Origin of the sequence: Chitinophaga arvensicola (assembly GCF_900110835.1) — a bacterium.
In the GTDB taxonomy this organism is placed as follows: Bacteria; Bacteroidota; Bacteroidia; order Chitinophagales; family Chitinophagaceae; genus Chitinophaga; species Chitinophaga arvensicola.
Genome location: NZ_FOJG01000002.1, coordinates 3,422,960 through 3,449,934 on the forward strand (window position 1 = coordinate 3,422,960; position 26,975 = coordinate 3,449,934).

Annotated in this window: 25 protein-coding genes; 4 read left to right on the forward strand and 21 right to left on the reverse strand. The window is 47.0% G+C overall.

The annotated features are described in order from the left end of the window. Positions 1–63 precede the first annotated feature (63 nt). The 17 genes from BMW79_RS30845 to BMW79_RS30925 all read right to left on the reverse strand — a co-directional run bounded on the left by BMW79_RS30845 (position 64) and on the right by BMW79_RS30925 (position 16,680). Complete coding sequence (locus BMW79_RS30845) at positions 64–1,149, reverse strand: AhpC/TSA family protein (RefSeq protein ID WP_245752753.1); 1,086 nt, start codon at positions 1,147–1,149, stop codon at positions 64–66. A 258-nt stretch (positions 1,150–1,407) separates the two neighbouring features. Continuing rightward, positions 1,408–2,001, reverse strand: coding sequence for a bifunctional phosphoribosyl-AMP cyclohydrolase/phosphoribosyl-ATP diphosphatase HisIE (gene hisIE / locus BMW79_RS30850; protein WP_089902671.1), 594 nt, complete (start codon positions 1,999–2,001; stop codon positions 1,408–1,410). Between the two features lie 22 nt (positions 2,002–2,023). After that, positions 2,024–2,779, reverse strand: a complete 756-nt coding sequence (hisF, locus tag BMW79_RS30855) for an imidazole glycerol phosphate synthase subunit HisF (protein ID WP_089902673.1) — start codon at positions 2,777–2,779, stop codon at positions 2,024–2,026. Positions 2,780–2,790: 11 nt separating this feature from the next. Continuing rightward, the gene (gene hisA / locus BMW79_RS30860) at positions 2,791–3,933 is read right to left on the reverse strand and encodes a 1-(5-phosphoribosyl)-5-[(5-phosphoribosylamino)methylideneamino]imidazole-4-carboxamide isomerase (RefSeq protein WP_089902676.1); all 1,143 of its coding nucleotides are present in this window, start codon (positions 3,931–3,933) and stop codon (positions 2,791–2,793) included. Between the two features lies 1 nt (position 3,934). Then, entirely contained in the window at positions 3,935–4,528 is a 594-nt protein-coding gene (gene hisH, locus BMW79_RS30865; protein WP_089902679.1) for an imidazole glycerol phosphate synthase subunit HisH, read from the reverse strand. 1 nt (position 4,529) lies between these two features. Then, entirely contained in the window at positions 4,530–5,306 is a 777-nt protein-coding gene (trpA, locus tag BMW79_RS30870; protein WP_089902682.1) for a tryptophan synthase subunit alpha, read from the reverse strand. 8 nt (positions 5,307–5,314) lie between these two features. Next, the gene (trpB, locus tag BMW79_RS30875; protein ID WP_089902685.1) at positions 5,315–6,523 is read right to left on the reverse strand and encodes a tryptophan synthase subunit beta; all 1,209 of its coding nucleotides are present in this window, start codon (positions 6,521–6,523) and stop codon (positions 5,315–5,317) included. Between the two features lie 6 nt (positions 6,524–6,529). Next, positions 6,530–7,165, reverse strand: a complete 636-nt coding sequence (locus tag BMW79_RS30880) for a phosphoribosylanthranilate isomerase (RefSeq protein ID WP_089902688.1) — start codon at positions 7,163–7,165, stop codon at positions 6,530–6,532. A gap of 4 nt (positions 7,166–7,169) precedes the next feature. Beyond that, on the reverse strand, positions 7,170–7,973 hold the full coding sequence (gene trpC, locus BMW79_RS30885) for an indole-3-glycerol phosphate synthase TrpC (protein WP_089902691.1): 804 nt from the start codon (positions 7,971–7,973) through the stop codon (positions 7,170–7,172). Positions 7,974–7,989: 16 nt separating this feature from the next. Beyond that, entirely contained in the window at positions 7,990–8,985 is a 996-nt protein-coding gene (trpD, locus tag BMW79_RS30890) for an anthranilate phosphoribosyltransferase (RefSeq protein WP_089902694.1), read from the reverse strand. A gap of 59 nt (positions 8,986–9,044) precedes the next feature. Next, positions 9,045–9,614 (reverse strand): anthranilate synthase component II, encoded by a 570-nt coding sequence (locus tag BMW79_RS30895; protein ID WP_089902697.1) that lies wholly within the window; start codon positions 9,612–9,614, stop codon positions 9,045–9,047. A gap of 1 nt (position 9,615) precedes the next feature. Further along, positions 9,616–11,028 (reverse strand): anthranilate synthase component I family protein, encoded by a 1,413-nt coding sequence (locus tag BMW79_RS30900; RefSeq protein ID WP_089902699.1) that lies wholly within the window; start codon positions 11,026–11,028, stop codon positions 9,616–9,618. 239 nt (positions 11,029–11,267) lie between these two features. Then, positions 11,268–12,404, reverse strand: a complete 1,137-nt coding sequence (gene hisB / locus BMW79_RS30905) for a bifunctional histidinol-phosphatase/imidazoleglycerol-phosphate dehydratase HisB (RefSeq protein WP_089902702.1) — start codon at positions 12,402–12,404, stop codon at positions 11,268–11,270. Beyond that, a complete protein-coding gene (gene hisC, locus BMW79_RS30910) occupies positions 12,401–13,474 on the reverse strand; it encodes a histidinol-phosphate transaminase (protein ID WP_089902705.1) in 1,074 nt (357 codons plus the stop codon). The genes hisB and hisC overlap by 4 nt, the downstream gene beginning before the upstream one ends. A gap of 10 nt (positions 13,475–13,484) precedes the next feature. Beyond that, positions 13,485–14,777, reverse strand: coding sequence for a histidinol dehydrogenase (hisD, locus tag BMW79_RS30915; RefSeq protein ID WP_089902708.1), 1,293 nt, complete (start codon positions 14,775–14,777; stop codon positions 13,485–13,487). Positions 14,778–14,792: 15 nt separating this feature from the next. Continuing rightward, the gene (gene hisG / locus BMW79_RS30920) at positions 14,793–15,647 is read right to left on the reverse strand and encodes an ATP phosphoribosyltransferase (RefSeq protein ID WP_089902711.1); all 855 of its coding nucleotides are present in this window, start codon (positions 15,645–15,647) and stop codon (positions 14,793–14,795) included. A 352-nt stretch (positions 15,648–15,999) separates the two neighbouring features. Beyond that, on the reverse strand, positions 16,000–16,680 hold the full coding sequence (locus BMW79_RS30925) for a hypothetical protein (RefSeq protein ID WP_089902714.1): 681 nt from the start codon (positions 16,678–16,680) through the stop codon (positions 16,000–16,002). A gap of 361 nt (positions 16,681–17,041) precedes the next feature. Between BMW79_RS30925 and BMW79_RS30930 the strand changes: the two genes are divergently transcribed. Genes BMW79_RS30930 through BMW79_RS30945 form a run of 4 tightly spaced genes read left to right on the forward strand, consistent with a single transcriptional unit; the run spans position 17,042 to position 19,422 of the window. Then, positions 17,042–17,461: a LexA family protein gene (locus BMW79_RS30930; RefSeq protein ID WP_089902717.1), complete on the forward strand. Its 420-nt coding sequence runs from the start codon at positions 17,042–17,044 to the stop codon at positions 17,459–17,461. A 15-nt stretch (positions 17,462–17,476) separates the two neighbouring features. Further along, positions 17,477–17,791, forward strand: a complete 315-nt coding sequence (locus tag BMW79_RS30935) for a hypothetical protein (RefSeq protein ID WP_089902720.1) — start codon at positions 17,477–17,479, stop codon at positions 17,789–17,791. A gap of 38 nt (positions 17,792–17,829) precedes the next feature. Beyond that, the gene (locus BMW79_RS30940; protein ID WP_089902723.1) at positions 17,830–18,582 is read left to right on the forward strand and encodes an SOS response-associated peptidase; all 753 of its coding nucleotides are present in this window, start codon (positions 17,830–17,832) and stop codon (positions 18,580–18,582) included. Between the two features lie 12 nt (positions 18,583–18,594). Then, positions 18,595–19,422: an AraC family transcriptional regulator gene (locus tag BMW79_RS30945; protein ID WP_089902726.1), complete on the forward strand. Its 828-nt coding sequence runs from the start codon at positions 18,595–18,597 to the stop codon at positions 19,420–19,422. Between the two features lie 53 nt (positions 19,423–19,475). Here BMW79_RS30945 and BMW79_RS30950 read toward each other — a convergent pair whose 3' ends face one another. From BMW79_RS30950 to BMW79_RS30965, 4 genes are read right to left on the reverse strand one after another with little or no spacing between them, the layout of a single operon-like run. Further along, the gene (locus BMW79_RS30950) at positions 19,476–20,813 is read right to left on the reverse strand and encodes an alkaline phosphatase family protein (RefSeq protein WP_089902730.1); all 1,338 of its coding nucleotides are present in this window, start codon (positions 20,811–20,813) and stop codon (positions 19,476–19,478) included. Between the two features lie 18 nt (positions 20,814–20,831). Next, positions 20,832–22,589, reverse strand: a complete 1,758-nt coding sequence (locus BMW79_RS30955; protein WP_089904476.1) for a RagB/SusD family nutrient uptake outer membrane protein — start codon at positions 22,587–22,589, stop codon at positions 20,832–20,834. An 18-nt stretch (positions 22,590–22,607) separates the two neighbouring features. Then, on the reverse strand, positions 22,608–25,934 hold the full coding sequence (locus BMW79_RS30960) for a SusC/RagA family TonB-linked outer membrane protein (RefSeq protein ID WP_089902734.1): 3,327 nt from the start codon (positions 25,932–25,934) through the stop codon (positions 22,608–22,610). Positions 25,935–25,951: 17 nt separating this feature from the next. Further along, positions 25,952–26,920, reverse strand: a complete 969-nt coding sequence (locus tag BMW79_RS30965; RefSeq protein ID WP_089902737.1) for a FecR family protein — start codon at positions 26,918–26,920, stop codon at positions 25,952–25,954. Positions 26,921–26,975: the final 55 nt, after the last annotated feature.

Below are 26,975 nucleotides of genomic sequence, written 5' to 3' on the forward strand. Positions count from 1 at the left end.
TGTTTTACGAATAACAAATTTGTAAAATCGGCCGCTCATTCGCAACCTGATTTTGATAAACGGCTATTTCAGTAGCTGTTCCAGTTTTGCCTCCAGCTCTTCACCACGCAGATTACGGGCTACGATCTTGCCATCCGGATCTACCAGGAAGTTGGTAGGGATCGACTGAACGCCATACTGAACGGCCACTTCATTGCCCCAACCCCTCAAATCAGACACCTGGGTCCAGTGTAGTCCATCCTGACTGATCGCCCGTAACCAACGGTCACGGTTATCATCCAGGGATACTCCCAACACGGTGAAATTTTTATCCTTGAACCTGTTATAAGCCTTTACTACATTAGGATTTTCCTGGCGGCAAGGACCACACCAGCTGGCCCAGAAATCTACCAGCACATACTTGCCACGGAAAGAAGACAGCTTCACCGGGTTTCCCTTGGTATCCTGCTGGGAAAAATCGTCTGCGGCGATATTCAGCACATTTGCCTGCAAACTTTTTACATAGGCGGTTACGCTCTGGCCATATTGGCTTTCCTGCACCGACTTATCCAGTGAATTAAACAAAGCCCTGAACTCTTCCGGCTCCAGTCTGCTGCGCAATTCGTTCATTAACAGCCAGATACTTGCAATACTACGCGGATGCGAAGTAATAAACTGCTTGCCCGTATTCACCACATCCCTGCTAAATACTTCTGCTTTCTTCCGGAATGCATTTTTTCCCGGTTCATCTTCCGGATTCACCGTCTGGGCTTCTTCATTCAGCTCCTGCGCCTTTTTTATCAACGGCTCAAATGCTTTCTGGTATTCCTGCATTGCCTGCGTATTCTCATTGCCTTTCACTGAGGTGGCAATGGGATAAGTACTCACCGATGTGGTGAGCTGGATAGGCTCATTGCCACCGGTTACAAACAGCATCGGATAATTCACATCCTTCAGGATAAGCGCATACACAGATGGCTCTTTGCCACTTTTCACACGGAAACTGAACTGCTCATTCTTTATCACCACAGAATCATCCGGGTTATTATCCTGGTCATCAAAAAGATAAATGGTTTTGCCGTTGCCCCCTCTCACAATACCCGATACCTGCTGGGCATGCACACCTGTGAAAACCAACACTGCAGCGGCTAACAGTAACATCTGTTTCATTACGAATTATTTTAATTAGTTAGTGGGGTGTAATATACGAAGAGATTTCTTCATGGAGGAGAGGGCCGGCTTCGCCGGCAAACAAAATTGTCTTACCCCGGATTTTGATGATTAAACTGATTTTCTGATGCCATTTTTTCTTAACTCAGGCTTATAAGTTAATTATCAACCTATAATGAATAAAAATAAAATCAGAAAAATCAAGATAATCAGTTAAATCCTGAGTAAGACAATCTAAAAACCGGCGATGCCGGTACGTTATTTATGTCGCTGTTTTAACACCGATATAACATCTGATAACTGGAAACCTTTAGCCTGCAACAGGATCAGGTAATGGAACAACAGATCCGCGGATTCATTGAGAAACAGTTCATCGTTGTTGTCCTTTGCTTCAATCACTACTTCTACCGCTTCCTCTCCTACTTTCTGCGCAATCTTGTTGATGCCTTTGGCAAACAGGCTGGCTGTATAGGATTTATCTGACGGATTGTTTTTCCGGTCGGTGATAATATTTTCGAGAGACGCCAGAAAATCGTTGCCCACATTCTTTTCATCCCAGCAGGTATCTGCACCGGTATGGCATACCGGGCCTACAGGACTGGCTTTGATGAGAATGGTATCCTGGTCGCAATCTACCATCAGGTCTTTTACCAACAAGAAATTACCGCTCTCTTCTCCTTTTGTCCACAAACGGTTCTTTGAGCGGCTGAAAAAAGTCACCTTGCCTTCCAGCATGGTTTTTTCGAGCGATTCCCGGTTCATATAACCGAGCATCAGCACTTTGTTGGTCACGGAATCCTGTATTACGGCCGGTACCAGACCATCGGGCGACTTTTGAAAATCTATCTGCATTGTTTACTTATTTCAGGGATCACTAAAATCTTACGTTCACACCTTTGTTATAGAGAAAGGTTTTGAGCGCAGGAATTTCTATTTCTTTATAGTGGAAGATGCTGGCTGCAAGGGCTGCATCTGCCTGTGCGTTTTCAAAAACATCTGTAAAATGTTCCATGGTGCCCGCTCCTCCGGAAGCAATCACCGGCACATTCAGGTTTTGCGCCATCTGGCCGGTAATATCCAGGGCAAACCCTTTCTTGGTGCCGTCGTTGTTCATGGAAGTCAGCAGGATTTCGCCGGCGCCGCGACTTACCGCTTCTTTGGCCCAGTCGAACGCCTTCACCTCTGTTTTCACACGGCCACCGTTGAGGTATACGTACCAGTCGCCATCCTCAAAACGCGTGTCGATCGCCAGCACAATACACTGACTGCCGAACTCGCGTGACAACCGGTCTACCAATGCCGGATCCTTAAACGCAGAAGTATTTACGGAAATCTTATCCGCACCGGATTGCAGCAGTACATATACATCTTCTACAGATGAAATACCACCACCTACGGTAAACGGAATATTCACATGCCGGGCAATATCTGTTACCAGTTCCGCCAGTGTTTTTCTCCGTTCGTTCGTAGCCGTTATATCGAGAAATACCAGTTCATCTGCTCCCTGCGAAGCATATAATGCACCCAGTTCCACAGGATCGCCGGCATCACGGATGTTTTCAAAATTGATGCCTTTCACGGTACGTCCGTCTTTGATATCCAGGCATGGTATGATGCGTTTGGTCAACATATGCAATTAGTTTACAGGAATGTTTTTAATGCTTCCATGGAGATATTACCCTCATAGATAGCTTTACCGATAATAGCGCCACTACAGCCAATTTCCTGCAGTGCGGCCACATCCTCAATGTTACTCACCCCGCCACTGGCCACAAAGTTAATACCCGGGAAGCGTTCTATGATTTTTTTGTACAAATCAATGGAGGGGCCCTGTAAAAGCCCATCTTTCGCGATATCCGTACAAAAGATATTGGTAACGCCCTGTGCAATATTACTTTCCAGGAAGTCGAACACCGACAGCTCCGTTGTTTCCAACCAGCCACCTACGGCAATTTTTTCTTCCTTCACATCTGCACCCAGGAATATTTTATCAGCGCCGTATTGTTTTACCCAGCTGAAAAATAATTCCGGTTGCTTCACTGCCACACTACCGATGGTTGCTAAAGCAGCACCGCTTTCAAATACAATATCGAGGTCTTTACCGGTTTTGATACCACCGCCAAAATCGGTCACCAGACCGGTTTTACCGGCAATGCTTTCCAGTACTTTCCAGTTTACCACCGCACCCTTTTTAGCCCCGTCGAGATCTACGAGATGTAAACGGCGCACACCGATTGCTTCAAATTCTTTTGCCACTTCCAGCGGATGCTCATTATATATTTTCTGCTGGCTGTAATCGCCCTGCGTTAACCGAACGCACTTACCATCGATGATATCGATGGCGGGTATTATTTCGAATTTCTTTGTTGTCATATCCTGATCCAATGGCAGTTCCATCCTGATAAAAGTGATCCCGCCTTTGATAAAGTAGTCACCTTTTGTGGTATAGCCCAGCCGGTCATAAAATGTTTCTGCGGTATCCCGGGCATTGCACCAGAGCAGTTTTATTTTTTCTTTTTTGCAGATAGCTACCAGATGCGCCAGTATGGCTTTACCAAAGCCTTTGCCCTGTGCTGCCGGCGCTGTAGCGAGTTTACGGAACTGTGCGCTGTCGCGGCCCAGGAAAAGAGATACAACGGTCACCAGTTCTCCATTATCAAAAACGCCAAAGTGTAACCCGTCTTCATCATGATCTACTTTTACAGCAGCCAGCGATTCGTTCGGATACAGCACATCCCGGCGAAGTTGGAGTGTATCTTCTGCACTGATTTTCCGGATATTCATCTTACAGGTTCAAAAAGTTTTCAATGATACGCGCACCAGCTTCTGCAGATTTCTCCGGGTGAAACTGTACGGCGTAAAAATTATCCTTCTGCAGCGCCGCGCTGTAGTTGATCACATAATTGGTGATAGCTACGGTATCGGCGCCCAGTGCGGCATAGTAGCTATGTACGAAATACATGTAGGCATTTTCCGGTACATGCTCAAATACCACGCTGTGTAAACCGGTGATATTGTTCCAGCCGATCTGTGGTATTTTCAGCAGGTTTTCAACAGGCGACTGAAAACGTTTTACGTCCACATCGAATACACCGATACAAGGCGTGTCGTTTTCTTCTGAATGCCTGCACAACAACTGCATGCCCAGGCAGATGCCCAACACCGGCTGTTTTAAACCGGCAATCACGGTATCCAGCTTTCTTTCCTTCAGGTATTGCATAGCCGTACTGGCTTCTCCCACACCAGGAAAAATTACTTTATCGGCCGACATGATCTCTTCGTGATCATCTGTCACTGTACCGTTTACGCCTAAACGCTCCAATGCAAACTGCACAGAGCGGATATTACCGGCGTTATATTTTATGATAACCGTTTTCATGTTATTGCTGAATTATTCCCGAAATAAACGTTTTCACCGTTTCATCTATATTCTGGCTGTGCTCAATGGCTTTAATAAAGGCAGTACCGATAATAGCGCCGTTGGCATGTGCCGAAGCTGCCTCAAAAGTAGCTTTATCTTTTATACCAAAACCAATTAAAACCGGGTTGCTGAGCTGCAGCTTTTTCAACCGTTCAAAATAAGCCTGCTGATCGCCCATATCCTTGTCTTTCCCGGTAGTGGAAGAAGATGATACCGCATACAGGAAACCCTTGCTCAGGCTATCTATTTTACGGATCCGCTCTTCGCTGGTTTCTGGTGTTACCAGGAAGATTAAATGCAGGTTATATTTCTCAAAAACGGGTCTGTACTCGTTTTCATATTCTGCCATCGGCAGGTCTGGTACAATGATGCCGTCTACTCCTACTTCCGCGCATTTGGCGCAAAAGGCTTCTACGCCGTAAGTCAGTACCGGGTTGAAGTATCCCATCAGGATAACGGGCACCTGTATACGATCGCGGAAGCCGCTGAGTTGTTCAAACAACTTATGCAGGCTCATACCATTCTGCAGCGCTTTAGTGCTGCTGTCCTGGATCACAGGGCCATCGGCCAGCGGATCGGAGAAGGGCATACCCAGTTCAATGAGGTCCGCACCATGTTGTTGCAAAGCGGTCATTACCGGCAGGGTATCATTTAATTGCGGAAAACCAGCCGTGCAATATATATTTAAAACGCCGTGTTGCTTTTTAGCAAACAGTTGATCAATACGATTTTGCATAATCCATTTTATTTATTCATGTGACGGATATAGGTATCCAGGTCTTTATCCCCACGGCCGGAAAGGCATACTACCACAACATCCTCTGGTTGCAGGGTAAGGTCTTTCAGTTTGGCCAGGGCATGCGCTGATTCCATGGCAGGAATAATTCCTTCCAGCAGGCTCAGTTCATACGCCGCAGCCAGGGCTTCTTCATCCGTAGCAGACAGGAACTGCGCACGGCCCGACTCATACAGGTGTGCGTGCATAGGTCCGATACCGGGATAATCCAGTCCTGCGGAGATAGAATGTGGTTCTACTATCTGTCCGTCGTTTGTTTGCATGAGCAATGTTTTGCTGGCATGGATAATACCAATGGTGCCCAGCTGTGTGGTAGCGGCGGAAAAACCGCTATGTACGCCTTTACCACCGGCTTCTACGGCTACCAGTTTCACATTTTCCCTGTCGAGGTAGTGAAAATAGGCACCGGCGGCGTTACTGCCACCACCTATACAGGCCACAACATAGTTGGGATCTTCGCTACCGGTTTTTTCCAGCAGTTGCTTTTTTATTTCTTCGCTGATCACCGACTGGAACCTGGCTACCATATCCGGGTAAGGATGCGGACCGGCAGCAGTACCGAGGATATAATGGGTATCTACCGGGTTATTGATCCAGTCGCGGATCGCCTCATTGGTAGCATCTTTCAGTGTTTTGCTGCCGCTGGTGGCGGGTACCACGGTGGCGCCCAGCATTTTCATGCGGGCTACATTGGGTGCTTGCCGTTCGATATCGATGCTGCCCATGTACACCACGCATTCCATGCCCATCAGCGCACATACGGTGGCAGTGGCCACCCCATGCTGTCCGGCGCCGGTTTCTGCGATGATACGATGTTTGCCCAAACGTTTCGCCAGCAGGATCTGCCCGATGGTATTGTTTACTTTATGTGCACCTGTATGATTCAGGTCTTCTCTTTTGAGATAAATTTTTGCTTTATACTTTTCAGACAGGCGTTTGGCAAAATATAAAGGGGAAGGTCTTCCCACATAATCTCTCAGCAGGTCTTCAAATTCTTGTTGAAAGCCGGGATCGCTGAGTACTTCCAGGTACCTGGATTGCAGCTCCGCTACATTGGGATATAACATCTCCGGGATGTATGCCCCGCCAAATCTGCCATAATAGCCATTCTTATCCACCTGATACCTGGAGTTGCCGGTATTAATCGCAATATCCATGACCGCTTATTTTATTATTGATGAATGTATCTGTTTTACAAATTGTTCTACCAGTGGGATATTTTTTACACCCGGACTGTCTTCGAACTTACTGTTCACATCTGCGGCAAACAAAGCCGGCAGTTGTAATTCACTGATGGCTGTGGCCTGATCCGGTGTGATCCCTCCACTCAGAAAGAACGGATGCTCAAATGGATAGGTGGCCAGCAGCTCCCAGTTAAACCGTTCACCGGTACCGCCATACAACTTTGTAGAAGCGGTATCGAATAAAAAATAATCGGTTACCGGGATAAAGGGCGCCACGTCTGTTTGCCAGTTCACGTTTTCGCCTATACGAATAGCTTTTACTACCGGTAGAAAGGTGCGGATGAGTGCACAATACTCCGGTGTTTCATCGCCATGTAATTGCACCATATCCAGGGCATAGTCGCAGATAGTGCGTTCTATCTGTGCCAGGGTAGCGTTTACAAACACCCCAACTTTTTTGATACCGGTTGTTTCCCTTACAGAGCGGGGATCTATTTTATTGCCGGCAAAGCGGGGGGATATTTCCTGGAAAATAAACCCGGCGTAATCCACCTTATTTTCCACAAGCGCCTGCAAGTCGTTCATCCTTGTGATACCGCAAACTTTGATACGCATGTTGTTATGATTTAGATTGCAGATCGCTGAGTGTTTGAACAAAATTTTCAAAAGCGCGCGCCGGATCTTCCTGTTTCATAAAATGTTCTCCTATCAGGAAACCTTCAAAGCCCGCAGCTTTCAGTGTAACGATGGAAGCCGGATCATTGATACCGCTTTCCGCCACTTTTACTTTATCTGCCGGAATTTTTGGCGCCAGTTCGCAGGAGCGGTTAAAATCGACCTGGAAAGTAATCAGGTCCCGGTTATTCACACCTACCAGGTGCGTATGTGCCGTTACCTTTTCCAGTTGTGCTTCGCTGTGTACTTCGAGTAATACTTCCAGTCCTAGGTTATTCGCAAAAGCGGCCAGATGAGCCACTTCAGCCGCATCGAGGCATTCTGCAATGAGCAGGATCACGTCGGCGCCAATCGCTTTTGCTTCCAGGATCTGGTATTCATCTATCACAAAGTCTTTCCGCAGAATGGGGATCTGGTTAAAGCTGCGGGCCTGCTGCAGATCGTCGGAAGAACCGCCGAAATATTTTTCATCGGTGAGTACAGATAATCCGGAGGCGCCATAGCGGGTATACGCCGTGGTGACCTGTTGTACCGTTACCTCTCCGTTGATCAACCCTTTTGATGGGGAGCGGCGTTTGAATTCCGCGATGATACCCGTTTTTCCCGGCTGTTGCAGGAACTGGCGGAGTGATAATGTTTCCCGGGAAAAAGCCGGCGATTGCTGGAGGTCCTGCGCGCTGCGCTGCAGTTTGCGGGCAGCTACTTCGATGTGTTTATGAGCAACTATTTCTGCTAAGATATTCTTCATGATAAACTATCTGATACTACGACTGCAAAGCAATCAGTTTTTTAAACGCATTATGTGCATTGCCTGATTCCAGGGATTCTACTGCGGCAGCAAAACAATCATCATATGACTGGTAAGTACCAAGACTGTATAACCCCATGGCGGCGTTGGCAAATACCACGGAGTTCTGAGCCCAGGTGCCTTCTCCTTTCAGGATCTTCATAAAGATCTTTGCCGCTTCTTCGGTAGAGTTACCACCGTAAATATCTTCCTGGTGTACTTTCCTTTTACCCAGCTGTTCCGGGGTCCAGTCCTGTTCGCCTTTGTTGGTGATCACTTTGGTATCTGCTGTGAGGGATATTTCATCGTATCCATCCAGGCTGTGAACGATCACAAACTGCTTATCTGTTTGCTGGAACAGGTAGTTGTACACCCTTGCCATTTCCAGGCTGTACACACCGATCAGCTGATGTTTTGCCAGGGCCGGATTTACCAGGGGACCGAGCATGTTAAAGAACGTACGTACACCCAGCTGGCGGCGGATACCGGCTACATGTTTGAGCGCCGGGTGAAACAGTGGTGCATGAAGGAAGCAGATACCTGATTCTTCCAGCTCTGTTTTCAGTTTGGCATCATCATTCTTGAATTTATACCCTACCAGCTCCATTACATTGGAGGCGCCGCTTACGGAAGATACGCCATAGTTGCCATGTTTGGCCACTTTTGCGCCCGCGCCGGCTACTACAAAGCACGACAAGGTAGAAATATTAAAAGTATTTTTTGCATCTCCGCCGGTTCCTACGATATCCAGTACATCGTAACCATTGAGATTTACCGGAACGCAGAGTTCCAGCAGGGCGTCGCGAAAGCCGAGCAATTCATCGATGGTGATGCTGCGCATCAGGTACACGGTCATGAATGCAGCCAGTTCGCTGTCATTGAACATGCCTTTGGAAATGCTGATAAGAATATCCTTGGCGGCTTCGCGGCTAAATGTTTTATGTTCGAAAAGGTAATTAAGAATCTTTTTCATTTTTGGAAGATTTTTAGGGAATGGGTATTCGATAATTTTAAAACCGGTATCTGTTGCACTTACATGCTTAACCAGTTTCTCAGAATCTTTTCTCCCTGCGGGGTGAGTACGCTTTCCGGATGGAATTGTACGCCGCTTACATCATATTTGTTATGCTGTAATGCCATGATAAAACCGTCTTCATCTTTTGCGGTGATGATCAGTTCTGCCGGCAGGGTAGATTCATCGACTACCCATGAATGGTAGCGTCCAGCCTGGATCTGACGGGGTAAGCCGTTAAACAGGCGTCCATCTTCCCGGATAATATCCACATTGGTAGCTACACCATGATATACTTCCTTCAGGTTAGTGAGCGAAGCTCCAAAAGCCTGGCCGATGGCCTGCTGCCCTAAACACACGCCGAAAATGGATTTGCTGGGTGCGTATTCTTTGATCAGCGGCAGTAATAATCCGGCTTCTTCCGGAATACCAGGACCAGGTGATAAAATGATTTTATCGTAGTCGTTTACTTTCTCCAATGGAATTTCATCATTACGTACCACGGTTACTTTACCGTTGATGATCTTTTCCACGAGATGAACGAGGTTGTAGGTGAATGAGTCGTAGTTATCGAAAACGAGGATGTTCATACTAAATTTTTTGTGCCAGCAGGATGGCTTGTTTTAACGCATTGAGTTTGTTGTTCACTTCCTCCAGTTCTGAAGAAGCCACTGATTTAGCGACCACACCGGCGCCGGCCTGGTAATACAGGGTATTCATTTTACTGAGTATGGAGCGGATCATAATGGCGTGGTTAAAGTTGCCGTTGAAGCCAACTGCCCCGATACAACCACCATAGAAGCCACGTGCAGTGGGCTCATACTGGTCAATGATTTCCATAGCGCGGTATTTCGGTGCGCCGGATAACGTACCTGCCGGGAAAGAAGAAGCCAGCAGCGTAAACGGATTCATTTGGGGATCCACTTTACCGGTTACTTCACTCACCAGGTGGATCACATGCGAGTAGAAATGCACCTTTCTGTAGGAAGCCACTTCCACTTCTGTAGCGTTTCTGCTGAGGTCATTACGCGCCAGGTCTACCAGCATCACGTGTTCTGCATTTTCTTTTGGATCTTCCAGCAGTTTATTGGCCAGCATTTTATCCTGTTCATCATCACCCGTGCGGCGGAAAGTGCCGGCTATAGGATGAATGGTGGCTTTACCATCTGTAATTACAATCTGTGCTTCCGGTGAGGAACCCATTAATTTGTAATCGCCGTAATCGAAGAAGAAAAGATAAGGAGAGGGGTTGATGGAGCGGAGGGCGCGGTATACGTTGAATTCGTCGCCTTTGAAGGATTGCTGGAAAGCTCTGGAGAGTACTACCTGGAAAACATCTCCGCGGAAGCAGTGTTGTTTGCCTTGTTCTACCATCTGCATATATTCCGTATCCGTCATATTGCTCGATTCCTCCCCGGTAGTGGCAAAAGGATACCCGGGGGAATCTTTGTGCCGGATGAGCGATTCGAGCAGTTCAAACTCGCTGTCGATGCCCTCTACCTGGTTTTCACAAAGAAAGAGTTCATCTTTAAAGTGATTGATCGCTATTACATATTGATAGTAGCGGTAACGCATCAGCGGGATGGTGTTACCGGCATCCTGTTTCTTCTTATTGAATTCGATGGTTTCAAAGAACTGAACGGCATCGAAAGTGGTGTAGCCGAAGAGGCTCTGTGCCATTGGTACCGGGTGTTTTCCGGTAAAGGAGTAGTTACCGAGGAACTTCTCCATTTCATCCAGTACCTGCTGTTTATTTTTCAGTTCTTTCTTTTCTACAGGCAGGTTGGGATACTTGAATTCGAAATGCGAGGTGGAAGTCACTTCAATACCGGCAATCGGCTTCACGCATATAAAGGAGTAGCTATTGTCACTGGCCCTGTAGTCGGTGCTTTCGAGGAGGATAGAACCCGGGAATTTATCGCGGAGCCGCAGATATATTCCCACTGGCGTGAAAATGTCTGCCAGCATCTGTTTGGATCTCGTTTTTACTTGAATGGTACGCATGATGTATTGGGTGAAGTGTTTGTTTTTTTAAAACGGGAAGGGCTGAAAAAGCGGAAGGCCCGCTGTGTAACAGCGGGCCTTCCAAATATATTTCTAAACGAAACATGGCACTGTAACACAGATCAGGAATTGATTCCGTGCCACCACCAATGTTTATTTGTAATGATATTTTGCATAGCGAGAACAAAAATGAAACATTTTTTTAGAAAATGCAAATTTATTTTTTGCGCCTTCGCCACTTATAATACCCCTTTAGTAGAAGGCAGCTGCATATTGGCTGGGTTCCGCTTTACCGCCATTTTAATGGACTTGGCAAAGGTTTTAAAGATGGCCTCTATCTTATGATGCTCATTCTCCCCTTCTGCCTTGATGTTCAGGTTGGCTTTAGCGCCGTCTGAGAAAGATTTGAAGAAATGATAGAACATCTCGGTAGGCATCTCCCCTATCTTTTCCCTTTTAAAGGTAGCGTCCCATACCACCCAGTTACGGCCGCCAAAGTCAATACCCACCTGTGCCAGGCAGTCATCCATCGGCAGACAGAAACCGTATCTTTCAATACCGCGTTTATCTCCCAGACCTTTGGCAATAGCTTCTCCCAGCGCAATACCGGTATCTTCTATGGTGTGATGTTCATCTATATGCAGATCGCCTTTTGCGGTGATTTTCAGGTCTATTGCACCATGACGGGCAATCTGGTCCAGCATATGATCAAAGAAACCAAGACCGGTATGTATTTCCGCTTTACCGGTACCATCCAGGTTCAGCTCAATGCTGATATCTGTTTCATTTGTTTTTCGTACGTGCGTTACTGTTCGCAGCCCCAATTTCAGGAACTCATAAATGCGGTTCCAGTCGGTGGTTTCCAGTGCAATCACAGCCTGTAAAGCGGCAGCATTATCACTGATTTCTGTATTACCCAGCCCGGAGCCTTCATTGATCCAGATAGCTTTTGCGCCCAGGTTCTTCGCCAGTTCCACATCTGTGATACGGTCACCGATAACAAACGAATTCTCCAGATCATAGCTGCCATCCAGGTATCTGGTAAGCATGCCGGTGCGGGGCTTGCGGGTAGGCGCATTATCAGCCGGAAAAGAGCGGTCAATAAACACCTCATCAAATTTCACTCCTTCGTTTTCAAACGCCTTCATGATCATTTGCTGGGCGGGCCAGAACGTATCTTCCGGGAAGGAAGCTGTACCCAGGCCATCCTGGTTAGTGACCATCACCAGTTCATAGTCCAGCTCAGCGGCAATCCTGGCCATATTCACAAATACTTTGGGATAAAATTCCACTTTGTCCAGGCTATCGATCTGGTAAGTTGGCGGTACTTCTTTGATCAAAGTACCATCACGGTCTATAAAGAGCACTCGTTTCATGCAGATGCAGTTGTGGCTGTTTTCAGGTTAAAAGATTTCAATACATGCAGCAGGCGCAGGTTTTCGGCCGGCGTACCAATAGTGATGCGTAAACAACCCATACACAGCTCCACTTTGGAACGGTCGCGTACCACAATTCCCTGTTCGATCAGGTAGTTGTAAATACCTTTGGCATCGGTAGTTTTCACCAGGATAAAGCTGGCGTCGCTGGGATAGATGTGTAATACTTCCGGCAGCTGCAACAGCGCACCAGAAAGCAGATCGCGTTCTATCACGATTTCGCGGATCCATTCATTGACCTGGTTTACATTTTCCAATGCCTGTAAAGCCAGTTCGTTGGTGGCCTGCGAAATATTGTAAGGAGGCTTCACTTTATTAAAAGTGTTCACAATATCTTCGCTGGCAAACGCCATCCCGATGCGGAGTCCGGCTAATCCCCATGCTTTGGACAAGGTTTGCAGCACTACGAGATTAGGATATTCTGTGAGTTCCTGTATAAAAGTTTTCTGACGGGAGAAGTTGATGTAAGCTTCGTCTATCACTACAATCCCATCGAAGTTATTCAACAGCAATTCAATATCTGACCTGTTGATCGAATTACCAGTCGGGTTATTCGGGGAACAGATAAAGATGAGCTTTGTGTTTTCGTCAATAGCCTGTTGCAATGCAGGGATATCCAGCTGAAAATCTTCTGTCAGCGTTACTTTTCGGATGATGGCATCATTGATATGCGCACTTACTTCGTACATGCCATAGGTAGGCGGACAAAGAATCACATTGTCCACACCCGGATTTACAAACGAGCGGTAAAGCACGTCTATGGCTTCATCGCTACCGTGACCGATAAAGATGTTTTGCGGAGGCACGCCTTTGATATCTGCAATTTTGTATTTTAGTTGCCATTGCATCGGATCCGGATAGCGGTTGTAATTCACCGGCAGCGGAGAGCCGAAGTTATTTTCATTGGCGTCGAGAAAAATAGACGCTTCGCCTTTAAATTCGTCTCTGGCAGTAGAGTACGGAACCAGTCGTTTTATGTTTTCCCTTACCAGGGTATCGAGATTAAACATATCGTAGTAATTATTCTGTTATTAGAGAGCCGGTATAATCCAGCTGTGTTAATCTTACGGTAACGGCATTTTTATGTGCATCGAGGCCTTCAGCCGCTGCCATGGCTTCTATGGTAGCGCCAATATTCCGGAGCCCTTCGGGCGATATCTGCTGAAAAGTAATCTTTTTTACAAAGCTATCCAGCGACACGCCGCTATAAGCCCTGGCATAGCCGTTTGTGGGCAGGGTGTGGTTAGTTCCGGAGGCATAATCGCCTGCGCTTTCTGGTGTATAATTACCCATGAACACAGAGCCGGCATCGGTTACTTTTTCTGCGAGTGCTGCTGCGTCTTCGCAAGCCAGGATCAGGTGTTCCGGGGCGTAGGCGTTCAACATATCGATGGCGGTATCCATATCTTTCACCAGGATCATTTTACTGTTTTCCAGTGCAGCCGTAGCAATGCCTTTGCGGGGCAACGCTGCCAGTTGCTGATCCAGCGCCCTGGTAACATTAGTGAGCACCTCTTCGCTGGTAGTAACCAGTACCACCTGGCTATCCGGACCATGCTCTGCCTGCGACAGCAGATCAGCTGCCACAAAAGCAGGCACGCAGCTATCATCCGCCAGCACAGCCACTTCAGAAGGACCAGCAGGCATATCGATCGCTACACCGCTTTTATTCACCAGTTGTTTGGCGCAGGTTACATACTGGTTACCCGGACCAAAGATTTTATATACCTGTGGTACGCTTTCCGTACCGTAAGCCATAGCTCCGATGGCCTGTACGCCGCCGATGGTAAATACTTTTTCAATGCCGATCAGCTGGGCCGTATACAGAATTGCCGGATGCAGGGAAGGCGTGCAGAGTACAATTTCTTTACAACCTGCTATCATAGCGGGTATACCCAGCATCAGGATCGTAGAGAACAGCGGTGCAGAACCACCGGGAATATATAAACCTACCTTTTGTATGGCAACTGACTTACGCCAGCATTGTACACCGGGCATGGTTTCTATTACTTTTGACTGCTCCTGTTGTGCGCGGTGAAAAGTGGTGATATTTTTTGCAGCCTGCTGAATAGCCGCTTTCAGTGAGGGGTCCAGCGCCGCTGCTGCTTCCTCAAAAGCGGTCGCCGGCACCTGTAAATCGGTCAGTGTCACTTTATCAAACTCGGCGGCAAACTTTCTGATAGCGTTGTCACCGTTGCTGCGTACCTCCTGCAGGATATCATTCACTTTCTTTTCGAGCGTGGAAGTATCCATCACAGGGCGTTGCAACAGTGTACTCCAGGAATTTTTATCGGGAAATCTGGTTGTTTGCATCTTTTACTCAGTTTATCAGATCACCATTTTTTCAATGGGCACTACCAGGATTCCTTCGGCGCCGGCTGCTTTCAGGCTTTCGATGATATCCCAGAAATCGTTTTCATTCAGCACAGCATGTACAGAGCTCCAGCCTGATTCTGCCAATGGCAGTACGGTGGGGCTTTTCATACCTGGCAGCAAACCAATGATCTCATTCAGTTTATCGTTGGGTGCATTGAGCAGAATGTATTTATTATTCTTTGCTTTTCTTACTGCCTGAATACGGAATAAGAGTTTATCGAGCAGCAGCTGTTGTTCCGGTTGCAGGTTATGACAGGCAGCCAGTACCGCTTCTGATTTCAATACTGTTTCCACTTCTTTGAGTCCGTTCATAAACAGGGTGGAACCGCTGCTCACCAGGTCGCAGATAGCATCGGCCAAACCAATACCAGGCGCTATTTCCACAGAGCCGCTAATTTCGTGGATCTCTGCTTTGATACCATGTTGTTGCAGGAATTCTTCTACAATTACCGGATAGCTGGTAGCAATTCTTTTGTTTTGCAGATCTTTTACAGAAGTATAATCGACAGATTTTTCCACGGCCATGGATAAACGGCATTTACCAAAACCGAGTTTCTGTACGATGTTGACCTGCTTTTGTTTTTCCAGCACTACATTTTCACCCACAATACCTATATCTGCTACACCATCTTCAATGTACTGTGGAATATCATCATCACGCAGGAAAAACACTTCCAGCGGGAAGTTAGCGGCTTCTGTTTTCAGCTTGTTAACACCATTGTTGATGTCGATGCCGCACTCCTTCAATAATTTGATGGAATCGTCGTGCAGGCGGCCAGATTTCTGGATTGCGATTTTCAGTTTCATCCCGGATAAAATAAAAAAAGGGGCTTACCTCTCCGGTAAGCCCCTGTTGATGATGTAATATGGTGATATACACAAATCATCCCCTGCCTACCCTTGTGGTAAGATATGATGGTGATGATGTGTATGTGTGTTTGTAATCATAATTTCAGGTGCAAAAATAGGAAGTAAAATGAAATAACAAAGGTTTTTTTTGGAATTAACCAGAAATTTAAATATAAGCGCTTATATATACCGGACATGGCAAAAGACGTTGTCATTCATATTCAGTCGGGGGTACTATAAAATATTAATTGCCGCAACATACAACGATGCTGCGGCAATTACTATTCACGTTCCTGAAAAATTTCAACTGTTACTTTCCTAACCGGCTTTGCAATTCAGGTACTACATTTTCAAAAGTACGCAGGAGGCGGTCCCAGTTACGGAAAGATTCATCTGAACTGGCAGACACGCCCGGAGGTGCTATTTCACTGACCAGTTTGGCCTTATAGGTGAGCGGATCTGTGTTACCTGTTTTAATAATCAATCTTGTACGGATAGTGGCCGCTTTAAAAGATTTCACGACCCAGGCAGTACACATGTAGCCGGTGGCTTTATCTGTTACTGCAATCACATCAAAGTATCCTGTGATAATACGGTTGATCAGTTTCCAGGATTCTTCTTCATCATGATTGGTACGTACATCAATATCCTGGTTGGCCAGGTTGGTAACCATGGAGTTTTCATAGGCATCATCTTTTTCCAGCTTGATGTAATCAGTGGACGGCAATGTGTGTTTTCCATCGTTGATGTAATTTCTTTCCTGGGTAATGAAGCCCACTTTCTCCACGCGGACATTCACCTGCGCATAAGCGGCTATTTTAATTTCTGTAGAAGTATTATTCACCAGCTTTCCATCCACAAAGATCCGCGCGTCATTTTCGGTGTTGATCACAATTTTCTTGGATTTAACTTTTGCGGCGGCTACTTCAGGCGTTAAAAAGAAAAAAGCAGCTATGCAGCAAAACAACCATGCTTTGATTTGGATACCCATAAGAAATAAGGATTATTTGAGGTTTACGATATTATTCTGACCGTCATTTAACGGCGCACGAAATTAAAGACGGACTCCGCCCATTTTGTAAAAACAAAAAACATAAGAATCTGCATAACAAATGATTAACAACCAGGTCGGTATTTCCCATTAAAAACAGGGCAACTTATGGGCAATCTTTTCAAAAAAAATTCTACTGCGCCTGTTTTAGCAACCGGTCTCCCTACTTCATTGATCCCCTGTTACTTAGTACCGTCGCGGTTCTCACGGCTTTGCAAACGACCTGTTAATTCATTTTATTAACTAATAATTTTAGCTTTATTTTGCTAATATTATTAGTATTCACAAAAACGATAGTTATATGCAAGCATTGAAACTGAATGAGTTGGGTATAACCCTGCCATTCTTTAATACCAGCATCCCCGCAGGGTTTCCTACTCCTGCCCTGGATTATGAGGAAGAAGAAATAGATCTTTCCCGTATCCTGCAGCCCAATCCCGCCTCCTCCTTCATTATCAGGGTAAAAGGCGATAGTATGACCGAAGCCAATATTCCCGATGGCTGCATGGCCGTAGTAGACCGCTCTATCCGCCCTTCTACCGGGGATATTATTGTAGCGTCGCTCGATGGGGAATACACCGTAAAAAGGCTTGTAAAAGCCGGACGTAGCTGGGTATTACATCCGGAGAACCCTTTTTACAAACCCATCGTCATTACAGAAGAAGCCGAATTCCAGGTATGGGGCGTCGTAACCGCCGTTATTGTAGATATGCGTAAATAGTGAAATTGAACCAGTATGGAACCTCCTTTGGCATTATTGTCCGCAGCACTGTTACACGCGCTGCTTGAAAATGGCTTTACATTATTTGTCCGGCAGAGTTATCCTGCGGGAAGCGCATCAGCAGATACCACCATAAAAGAAATATTCCTGATCACACCTTACAAAGACATCGGGGAGGCAAACCAGCATTATCAGCATATCCGTTTTGACCGCAGAAAATATATTTACCAGGCACATCACCCGGAAGAAATAGACAAGCTACTGATGGCCGCCTCACAGCCAACAGGCTACCAGGTATATGTGGCGCCGCCTGTGGAGATAAAGAAATAAAAGTACCTTTATCGGATATAACCTCCGGATCAATTACTATGTGTTACGATATTGCCTTTACTGTCAGCATAGAGAGCATTTACAAATATTTGCCCGGGCTCAAAGCCCCCGGCAGCCTGGATATTCACTTCGACCCTACCTGGCACAGGATCGGGATGTCTTACCCGCAATGGCCGGTTGTCACTAATCACAACGGCCTGAAACTGGAAAAATATACCTGGGGTCCTGTACCAAAAATGCTGGACACCCTGGAGAAAGTAAAACGGCAAAGACAACTTTTCCTGAATGCCCGCAGTGAAAAAGTACTGGAAAACGGTACCATGTGGAATGCCATCCGGCACCAGCGCTGCCTGATCCCTGCTACCGGTTTTTTTGAATACCGGCAGATCCCGGGATGGAAAAACAAAGTGGCCTACTATATCAAACCCAAAGAACAGGAACTGTTTTTTATTGCCGGATTATGGGCTATGTCCAACTCCTGGGATGTAGATAAACCCGACCGTATCCCGGCGTTCACGCTGCTAACCCGTGCTGCTAATCCATTGATGGCCCAGATCCACAACGGTGGCGACAATGCCGGCAGGATGCCCATGATGCTGACAACAGCACTGGCTAAACAATGGCTGCAACCGCAATTAACGGATACGAACATACGTGGAATAATACAGTATGAATTGCCGGCGACTCAACTGGAATGCTGGCCCGTTAACTCCGTCCGGAAAGTAAAACCAGACGATGCCGCAGTCATAGCCCCGGTAGCTTATGAAGGTTTGCCTGCCCTGCAGGTATAAAAATTTTTACCGATGAACACATCCATTGTCCCACTTTTCCGGCAGCAGCCGGTTACCAGCGGCGGTATCCATATCCGCAGGATCGGGGTAGGTGATATCCCACCTCATGAAGACGCTTACCTGCTGTTCCTGTTTACCAGCGGCCATTGTCGCCTGGAAGTAGCCGGGCATTCCCTGCACATCAGCAGCCCTTCCTTCGCTTTTATTCACCCCGGACAGGAGTATGTACTAAAAGAGTCCAACGATCTCCGGGGATGGCTTATTTCGGCCGAATCCTTCCTGCTGCCCGCAGCAGGGATCACGCTATTCAAAAGTTTGCCGGTATCACAACAATGCCTGCCATTGGAAGCCGACAGCCTTTATATGCCGGAACAGCTTACCCGTCTGCTGTTTCAGCAGCTACAGCATCCCACCTTTTTTCATAACGACATCCTGCACAGCCTCTTCGATGCCCTGCTTAATACTGCAGTGGCAGGCTATCCTGCGGACCAGTTCTATACTGGTACGTTCGTAACAGCCGCCGGCATCACGGGGCGCTTTAAAGCCGCACTGGCAGATAAGGGCCGCGCCAAACCCACTCCCGAAAGCATTGCGTGGGAACTCGAAATCAGTGCCGGATACCTGAACGAGTGCGTAACAGCTGTTACCGGGCATAGCGTATCCTGGTGGCTGGCAGACACCGTACTCAACGAAGCCAAAAGGATGCTATACTATACCGCACTTCATCTCAAGGAAATAGCCTATGAACTGGGCTTTGAAGATGACGCTTCCTTTTCCCGATTCTTTAAAAAACATACCGGTATACTCCCGCTTACATTCCGGGATAAATTCAGGGCGTAACACAAAAAAAGGGCGCCTCTCCACAAGGGCGCCCCTTACTTTCATGTTCTAAATTATTTTGCCAATACGCTCTCCGGTGCCTTTCCATCTGTATTTTCCAGTGATAACCCCAACAACCGGGCTACCAGCGGCGCTACATCCGTTACACTCATTTCCTTCACGTGCGCACCTGTTTGAATACCCGCCCCATAAGCCACAAAGCCGGTCTGTATCTCCCTGAAATCCGGGAAATAACCGTGGGTACCTCCTTTGGCTGCCCTCACCAGTTCACCGGTAACAGCACCGCCAATAGTCGCCCCATCAGTAGCCGTGATGGCAAATGCTGCATGAGGATCTGCTCCCACCGTATTCAGCTGCTGACGGTCAATGATACGGAACAACTGCTGCTGTGCCGCTGGCAATGCCTTCAATAAAGCCTGTACTTTTTGCGCCGTCTTTGTATCCTTCGCATCTTTCAGGTGCAGGAAAGCCGAGCCCCCGGACGAATGGAACTGCGCTTTCCAGTCGCCCGTTTTTATGTTGTTCAGCAAGCCGTTTTGTGTCAGCAATACATTCGGGCAAAAGCTACGACTGATGTTCACAAAGCCATGATCACCGGTAACAATGACCGCTGTATTTTCGTATATCCCTGCACGTTTCAATGCTTCTATGATAGTACCCAATGCCCTGTCGGCGCCTGCCACGGCCTTTCTCACCAGTAAGCCATCACGGCCCTGCTCATGTTCATAGTGATCGGTGCAGGCCAGGTGTAAAGTGGTAAACGCCGGTTTGTAAGCCGTGATCAGGTAAGCAGACATCCGCGCCACGTTTTCATCCATGATCAGCTCTCCATCTTCCATAGCAAAATCTTTTTCGCCGAGTTCACCCGTAGCATGTGTCTGCACTTCTTTCCACAAAGACAGCGGATTGGTGACAGTACCCATTACCGCTCTGCGGTCTTTCGAGCCTACTGTCCATATATCCGGCACATTGTAATCTATCGGCGCACCTACAGATACCGGCCAGATCACATTGGCCGACTTCTTCCCTGCCTTATGCACTGCATCAAACAAGGTAGGCACTTTAATGCTGTCGTAATAAAAGTACCATACACCCGTAGCGCCGTTCGGTTCAAACGGTGCATTGTAATAAATGCCATGTTTAGCCGGTGTTACGCCAGTAATCAGGGAAGTATGATTGGGATAGGTAACAGTAGGGAATACACTGTTTACCCCATCTGCATATGCCCCGCTGTCTTTCATCATCCGCAGGTTCACCATTCCCCAGGAAGGATCGGTATAGAATTCCGGCCGGAAGCCATCAATAGTGATCAGCACTACATGCGAGGCTTTCTGTGCAAAGGAAGAAAGCGCCATCATCAGCAGTAACGCGATGCCTGTTAGTTGTTTCATACTACTTGTATTTAAATATTATTTCCATCCGGGGTTCTGACCCAGTGCCGGATTTAATTTCGTTTCGTTAAATGGTATCGGATAGAGGTATTTATAATCTTTCCATTCCCTGGCGATATTGGTCAGCCAGATGAGGTTTCCACTGGTACCACCTGATAGTTTCGTCTGGTCATCGTCGATGAGGAAATAATATACTCCTGGAACTTTTGTAGCGGGCGTTTTCTTCACAAAGGACACATCCGGTTTTCCATCTTCATTTAAATCCATCAGTACGTCCATAGCCGGTACATATAACCCGGTGTAGGGCTTCAGGAGTAAAGGTCCCAGTCCCCAGCGCACGAGATCATAAAAGCGGAAACCTTCCAGTACCAGCTCCACACTGCGTTCCCGGCGGATCTCCAGCAATGCTGCATCAGTAACACGTGCTTCCGCCTTAATATCTTTGTCGTTGTTGAAATAATCAACCAGATAAGGATCTGCTGTTACCGGCAGATCGGTATTCTTCAAACCTGCGCGGGTTCTCAGTAATTTAATGGTGCTGTTCCACACTTCTGCATTCATCATGCCCAGTTCTGCTTTTGCTTCGGCCTCATTCAGCAGCACTTCTGCATAACGGATGATAGGAACAGAGTTATTATTTTCCGCTACGCCATCTGTGGCTTTTGAATCCACCGTAAATTTCAAGGGCTGATAACCGGTATAGGTATACGTAAAATCAGGTGGTGCAATTTGTCCGTCACGGCTATATTTTCCCATGCGGATGGTTTGCTGCAAACGCAGATCCCGGTTCTTTACCTCTTCATTGAAAGGCAGCTGATCATAACCGGCTTTGTCTGTGAAACGGGTACCATCAAGATTGAGGTACATATCGGTAAATGATTTTACCAGGCTGATACGGTTGCCATAGGTGGCGCTGGTGAAAAACCAGTTGGCATCATTGAATACCCGTAAACTTTTATTACACACATAGGCCAGGATGATTTCGTTGGCGGCAGGTGTTTCATTGATAAACAGGTTACGGTAGTTCATCGCAGCATCGCCACCGATGTTCAGGGTGTACTGGCCACTCTTCATCACTTCTTCTGCCGCGCTAACGGCGGCATTCAGCCAGGTGGCATAGCCGGAAGCACCTGCATCCGTACGGTGTTTACGATACGTACCCTCAAATAAACATACCCGTGATTTATAGGCCAGCGCTACCCAACGGGTGATCTGGGAACAGGTATTATCTTTTTTGTTGCGGATATTGGCACAGGCAAAATCCAGGTCAGCCAGCACCTTGTCCATTACCATGGCACGCGGATCACGGGCTTTATAGAGTTCCGGATCATTGATGCCCATGGTTTTATCATACCAGGGCACATCCCCGAAACGTTTTACTTTCTCAAAATAGAACATTGCCCGGAAGAAGCGTGCAATGCCGGCATAATGATTCTTTGCTTCATCTGCAACATTCGCCTGGCTGTAATGCTCCAGGAAATAGTTGATATTGCGCAGGTCGCCCCAGCTCCAGCCGGAAGACTGCACCGCCGAGTAGGCGTTGGGCTGGATAAACGTATTCACATCCTTACCGGCCATATAGTCGCTCATCACATCTCCCCGGATAATAGCATTCCCATCGGGTAATATTTTATAGAAAGAAGTGGCATACAACTGCAGATCAGCCTCTGTGTTGAAGGCGTTATCAGGACTCAGTTTATCAAAAGGCTTCAGGTTGAGATCCTTCTTACAGGATACTATTGCCAGGAGCAATAACAAGTAAACAGCTTTTTTCATCTTGGTAAACATTAATCATTAAAAAGTAACACTCAAACCAACCGTATATGTTTTCAGCATGGGATACGACATTCCGTTACCGGCGCCGATACCTGCTGCATTGTTATTCAGTTCCGGATCAGAACCTTCGATCACTTCCGGATCCAGGGTTTTCATAATGCGGTACAGCGGCGACCATGTCCATAAGTTCTGACCAGTGAAAAACACCCGTGCATTTTTCATTTTGATCTTCGATGCCCATTCCGTTGGCAGGTTATAACCTACTGTCAGATTTTTCAGGCGGATGTAAGCCACGTTCTGTACATACTTCGATTGCTGCACCACCAGCTCTGCGTTGGAATTGAGGGCAGTATATCCGCGAAAACGCGGGAAATACGCATCCGGATTGCTTTCGGACCAGCGTTTATCCATGATATCTTCCGGCATCCAGCTGTATGGGCGGTTGTATTGTCCCCAGAAAAGAGACGCATCTGTACCCGGCCACCAGTCGCGCTTACCGATGCCCTGGAAAAAGAAGTTGATAAAGAAATTATTCCAATTGGCGCTGCCGGTAATACCAAATGCATAGCGTGGCTCTGTATTCCCAATCACCCGTTGATCGCCCGGATTGGTTACCGTACCATCTCCCTGATCTATTTTTTTGTTGCCATCCAGGTCCTTGAAGCGGATATCTCCCGGCATCAGTTTATTTGCGTTGGACACGCGGATGAAGGACTGATCCACATCGTACTTATTGATCTCATCCTGGCTCTGGAAATAACCATCATTCACAAAGCCCCACATATCGCCCACTTTCATGCCTTCATAGTAAGTATTGATCAGTCCATTGGGGTTATTGAAGCGCGTGATCCAGGACTGGTAATCAGATAGCACCACGCCCAGTGAATAGTTGAATGGTTTGCTTCCGGCTTTAAACTGATCGGACCAGTTCACCGATAATTCCCAGCCTTTTGTTTTCAGATCAGCATAGTTGCCTTTGGGTACACTGGCGCCAAACACAGCAGGAACGGGCAATCCTACTGTAAACATATTGGTAGTATAACGGGTATATTTATCAAAGCTCACTTTCAGGCGGCTGTTCAGCAATGCCACATCTATACCGCCATTCAGCGTAGTGGATTTTTCCCAGGTCAGTCCATTGGGGATCACATTGGGTTGTTGTGTATAATCGGGTATCACGCCATTGATAGACATCTGTAACTTGCTCACCGACATAGTTTGCAGGAACTGGTAAGGATTTACATTACCATTGCCTAACGCACCATAGGAAGCTCTCAGTTTCAGATCGCTCACTGCTTTCGGAGATACGTTCCAGAATTTCTCTTTTGATACACGCCATCCGGCAGAAGCGGAAGGGAAGAAACCAAACTGCTGGGTTTCGGGGAACTTGGAAGAACCATCATAGCGGCCGTTTACTTCGAGGAGATAACGCTCATCGTAGTTGTAATTAAGGCGGAAGAAGCCGCCCAGGGTGCGCCACTCATACCCACCACCGGTGAGGATATAGTTGAGTCCATTCATCAGGGAGAAATCAGGCAAACTCGAATTGATCAGTCCATCATGCTGATAGTACCTCGATTTAAACAGCGTATTTTCATAGTTGTAGCCGACGAGCAGTTTGAAAGTATTTTTTGCAACCCGTTGTTCGTAGTCTGCATACAGGTTCATACCGGTGTAGGTAGTCCTGTCGTTCTCCTCATTCATTTTGCTTTCACCACGGGTGAGTGTTTGTCCGGGGATTTTGCTGTAAGGCACCGGCGTATACAACCGGGTTTCCACACTTGACGTATAGGCGTAGGTAAAATCACCGTTTACATGCAGTTTGTCATGCAGGAAAGACGTTGTAAAACGGGAAGTATTTCTCAGCAGCAGTTGCGTCTGATCAGAATAGTTATTGCCGGTTAAGAAACTACCGAATACAATGGCAGCATTTTCCGTCAGTGATCCGTCAGGATTTTTCAGCATGGCTATAGGAAAGGCTTCATCGGAAATCCTTCTCCATACGGGCGTATTGCTCGGATGATTGAGAATAGGAAAGAAATAAGTACGCTGGGAAAAGTCGAAATTGTTTTCCAGTTTCAGCCAGTCGAACGGCCGTACCGCTCCTTTTGCGCGCACATTATACATTTTGAATTTATCCGGGTTGTAGCGAAAAATACCGTTCTGCGACATATACCTGCCGGAGAGATAATACTCGGATTTGGCGTTACCACCGGAGGCCGACAAAGTTTGCTCGGTACCGGGGTTCTGATCCGCATACAATTCCTTGAACCAATCGGTGTTGCCGTAGTACACGTAGTTGCCTGTGGCAGGGTCAATATCCGTTTTGGGCAGGGAAGGATCGTCGTTCCTGCGTTTCAGCTCATCCAGGTAATCCAGTGAAAAAGGAAATACGCTGTTGGCTTTGGCCGGATGCGATTTATAATCATTCCAGGCATAATAGGCTTCATCAAAGTTCTTTGCCCATTCGTATCCGTTGGTCACAAACTTTGGTTTTACGGTGCGGTCGTTCAGGGAATAGTTACTGGAATAAGTAAGTTGTGTATTGTTTTTTGCCGGATTTTTTGTGGTGATGAGTACCACGCCGAAGCTTCCCCTGGCGCCGTAGATAGCAGCAGAAGCAGCATCTTTCAGCACAGACACGCTTTCAATATCATTTGGGTTTAATAAGTTCGGATCACCGGGTACGCCATCAATGAGTACCAATGCGCTGCCACCGGCGCCGATGGAGGTGGTACCTCTTACATTATAGGTGGCGCCACGGATAGGTTTACCATCGGTGATACGGATGTTCAGGTTAGGTAATACACCCTGCAGTCCTTTGGTGGCGCTGGTCATAGGCCGGTTCTCAAATACTTCTTTTCCTACCTGGTCTACTGCACCAGTGAGATTTACTTTCTTCTGGGTACCATATCCCACTACTACTACTTCTCCGAGTGCAGAGGAGGATTCTTTCATCACCACATAAATAGATTGTTCTTTCTGTGGGTCGAGGTTATTTTTAGTGATCACCTGTGTGAGGTAACCTACATAGGCAATAGTAAATATATGAGGTCCCTGCAGATGACTGTTATCAAAAGTAAATACCCCTTTGGCATCTGTAATGGCAAAGCTTTTGAGGCTATCGGGACCGCTTTTCAGCTGTATAGAAGCGCCGGGGATAGGTTGTCCCTTTTCATCTTCTATCAGGCCTTTGATCCAGGCTCTATTTTGCGCCTGTAATGGCAACAGGTTCATAAAAGTCATCAGGAGCAGCAGGCCGATAAATTTACAGCGGTGCAATAACCTGTTGGCGTGGTTCAGGGGCAAAGCTCCGCCCTTCACTAGCAGGTAGTGATGTGTCATAATACGCAAATATTTAGTTAGTGATTTTTTTCTATCCGGTAACCTGTGTTAGTTGATATAATTTTCAAATCATGCAGCATCGCAATACGATGCAGTACCTGTGCCAGTGAATCAGTATCCCTGATGACACCGGAGAAAGCGATATCCTCAAAAGCGGCTGCTTTCATTTGTATGTTCACGTGATATCCTTTTGAAATAGTATCGAGTACCCCTGACAGCGGCATCTGGTCGAACGTAGCGGCAAAGCCGTTCCGGGAGCCGTAAGCGATCACCGGTGATGCGGGCGTTATTTTTTCTGCTGGCTGCATACGGGCTGTTCCGGTGCTGGTATTACAGATCAGCCACTGCCCTGGTGTGAGATACCTTGTTTCTTTATCCGCTTTTACTACCACTTTACCGGTATGCAACATCACTTTTACCTCTTTTCGTATACTCGTAATCGTGAAAGAGGTACCCAAGGCGGTGGTGGAAACGCCCTGGCTCCATACTGTAAATGGCTGTGGGGCATGGGGGGCTACATTAAAATAGCCCTTTCCTTCCAGCATAATTACACGGTCTTTTTTACCAAAGGAAGCAGCAAAGCGGATAGCGGCGTCTTTATATAGTATTACGGAAGAGCCATCCGGCAGGTGTAACCGCCGTTGCCCGGCTTCTCCATTACGGATCTCCGTAGTATCCGGCGCTTTTACTGTATGCATCGCTATTTCTTTTCGTACAGCCGGTGGCGTGGTACGGAACAGCCATATGCTGGCCAGTATTCCCACCACTGCTGCGGCGGCTACCCAACGGAGATATACAACCGGCTTTTTCTCCCGGATACCGGATGCAATCACCTGATACATTTCCTTTTTCTCTGCGGGTGTAAATACGTCGGTATCCGGCGCCTGCTGTTGTGCATACCAATGATCGTACTCTGCCTGCTCCGCTTCCGTAGCAGTTCCGTCGAGATAATGTTCCAGTAAATATTGCAGGCGCGATGGCGTCATCAGTATGGGTGTTTGCAATACTTATCACTTCAATGCACATTTACCCCCACTCCTT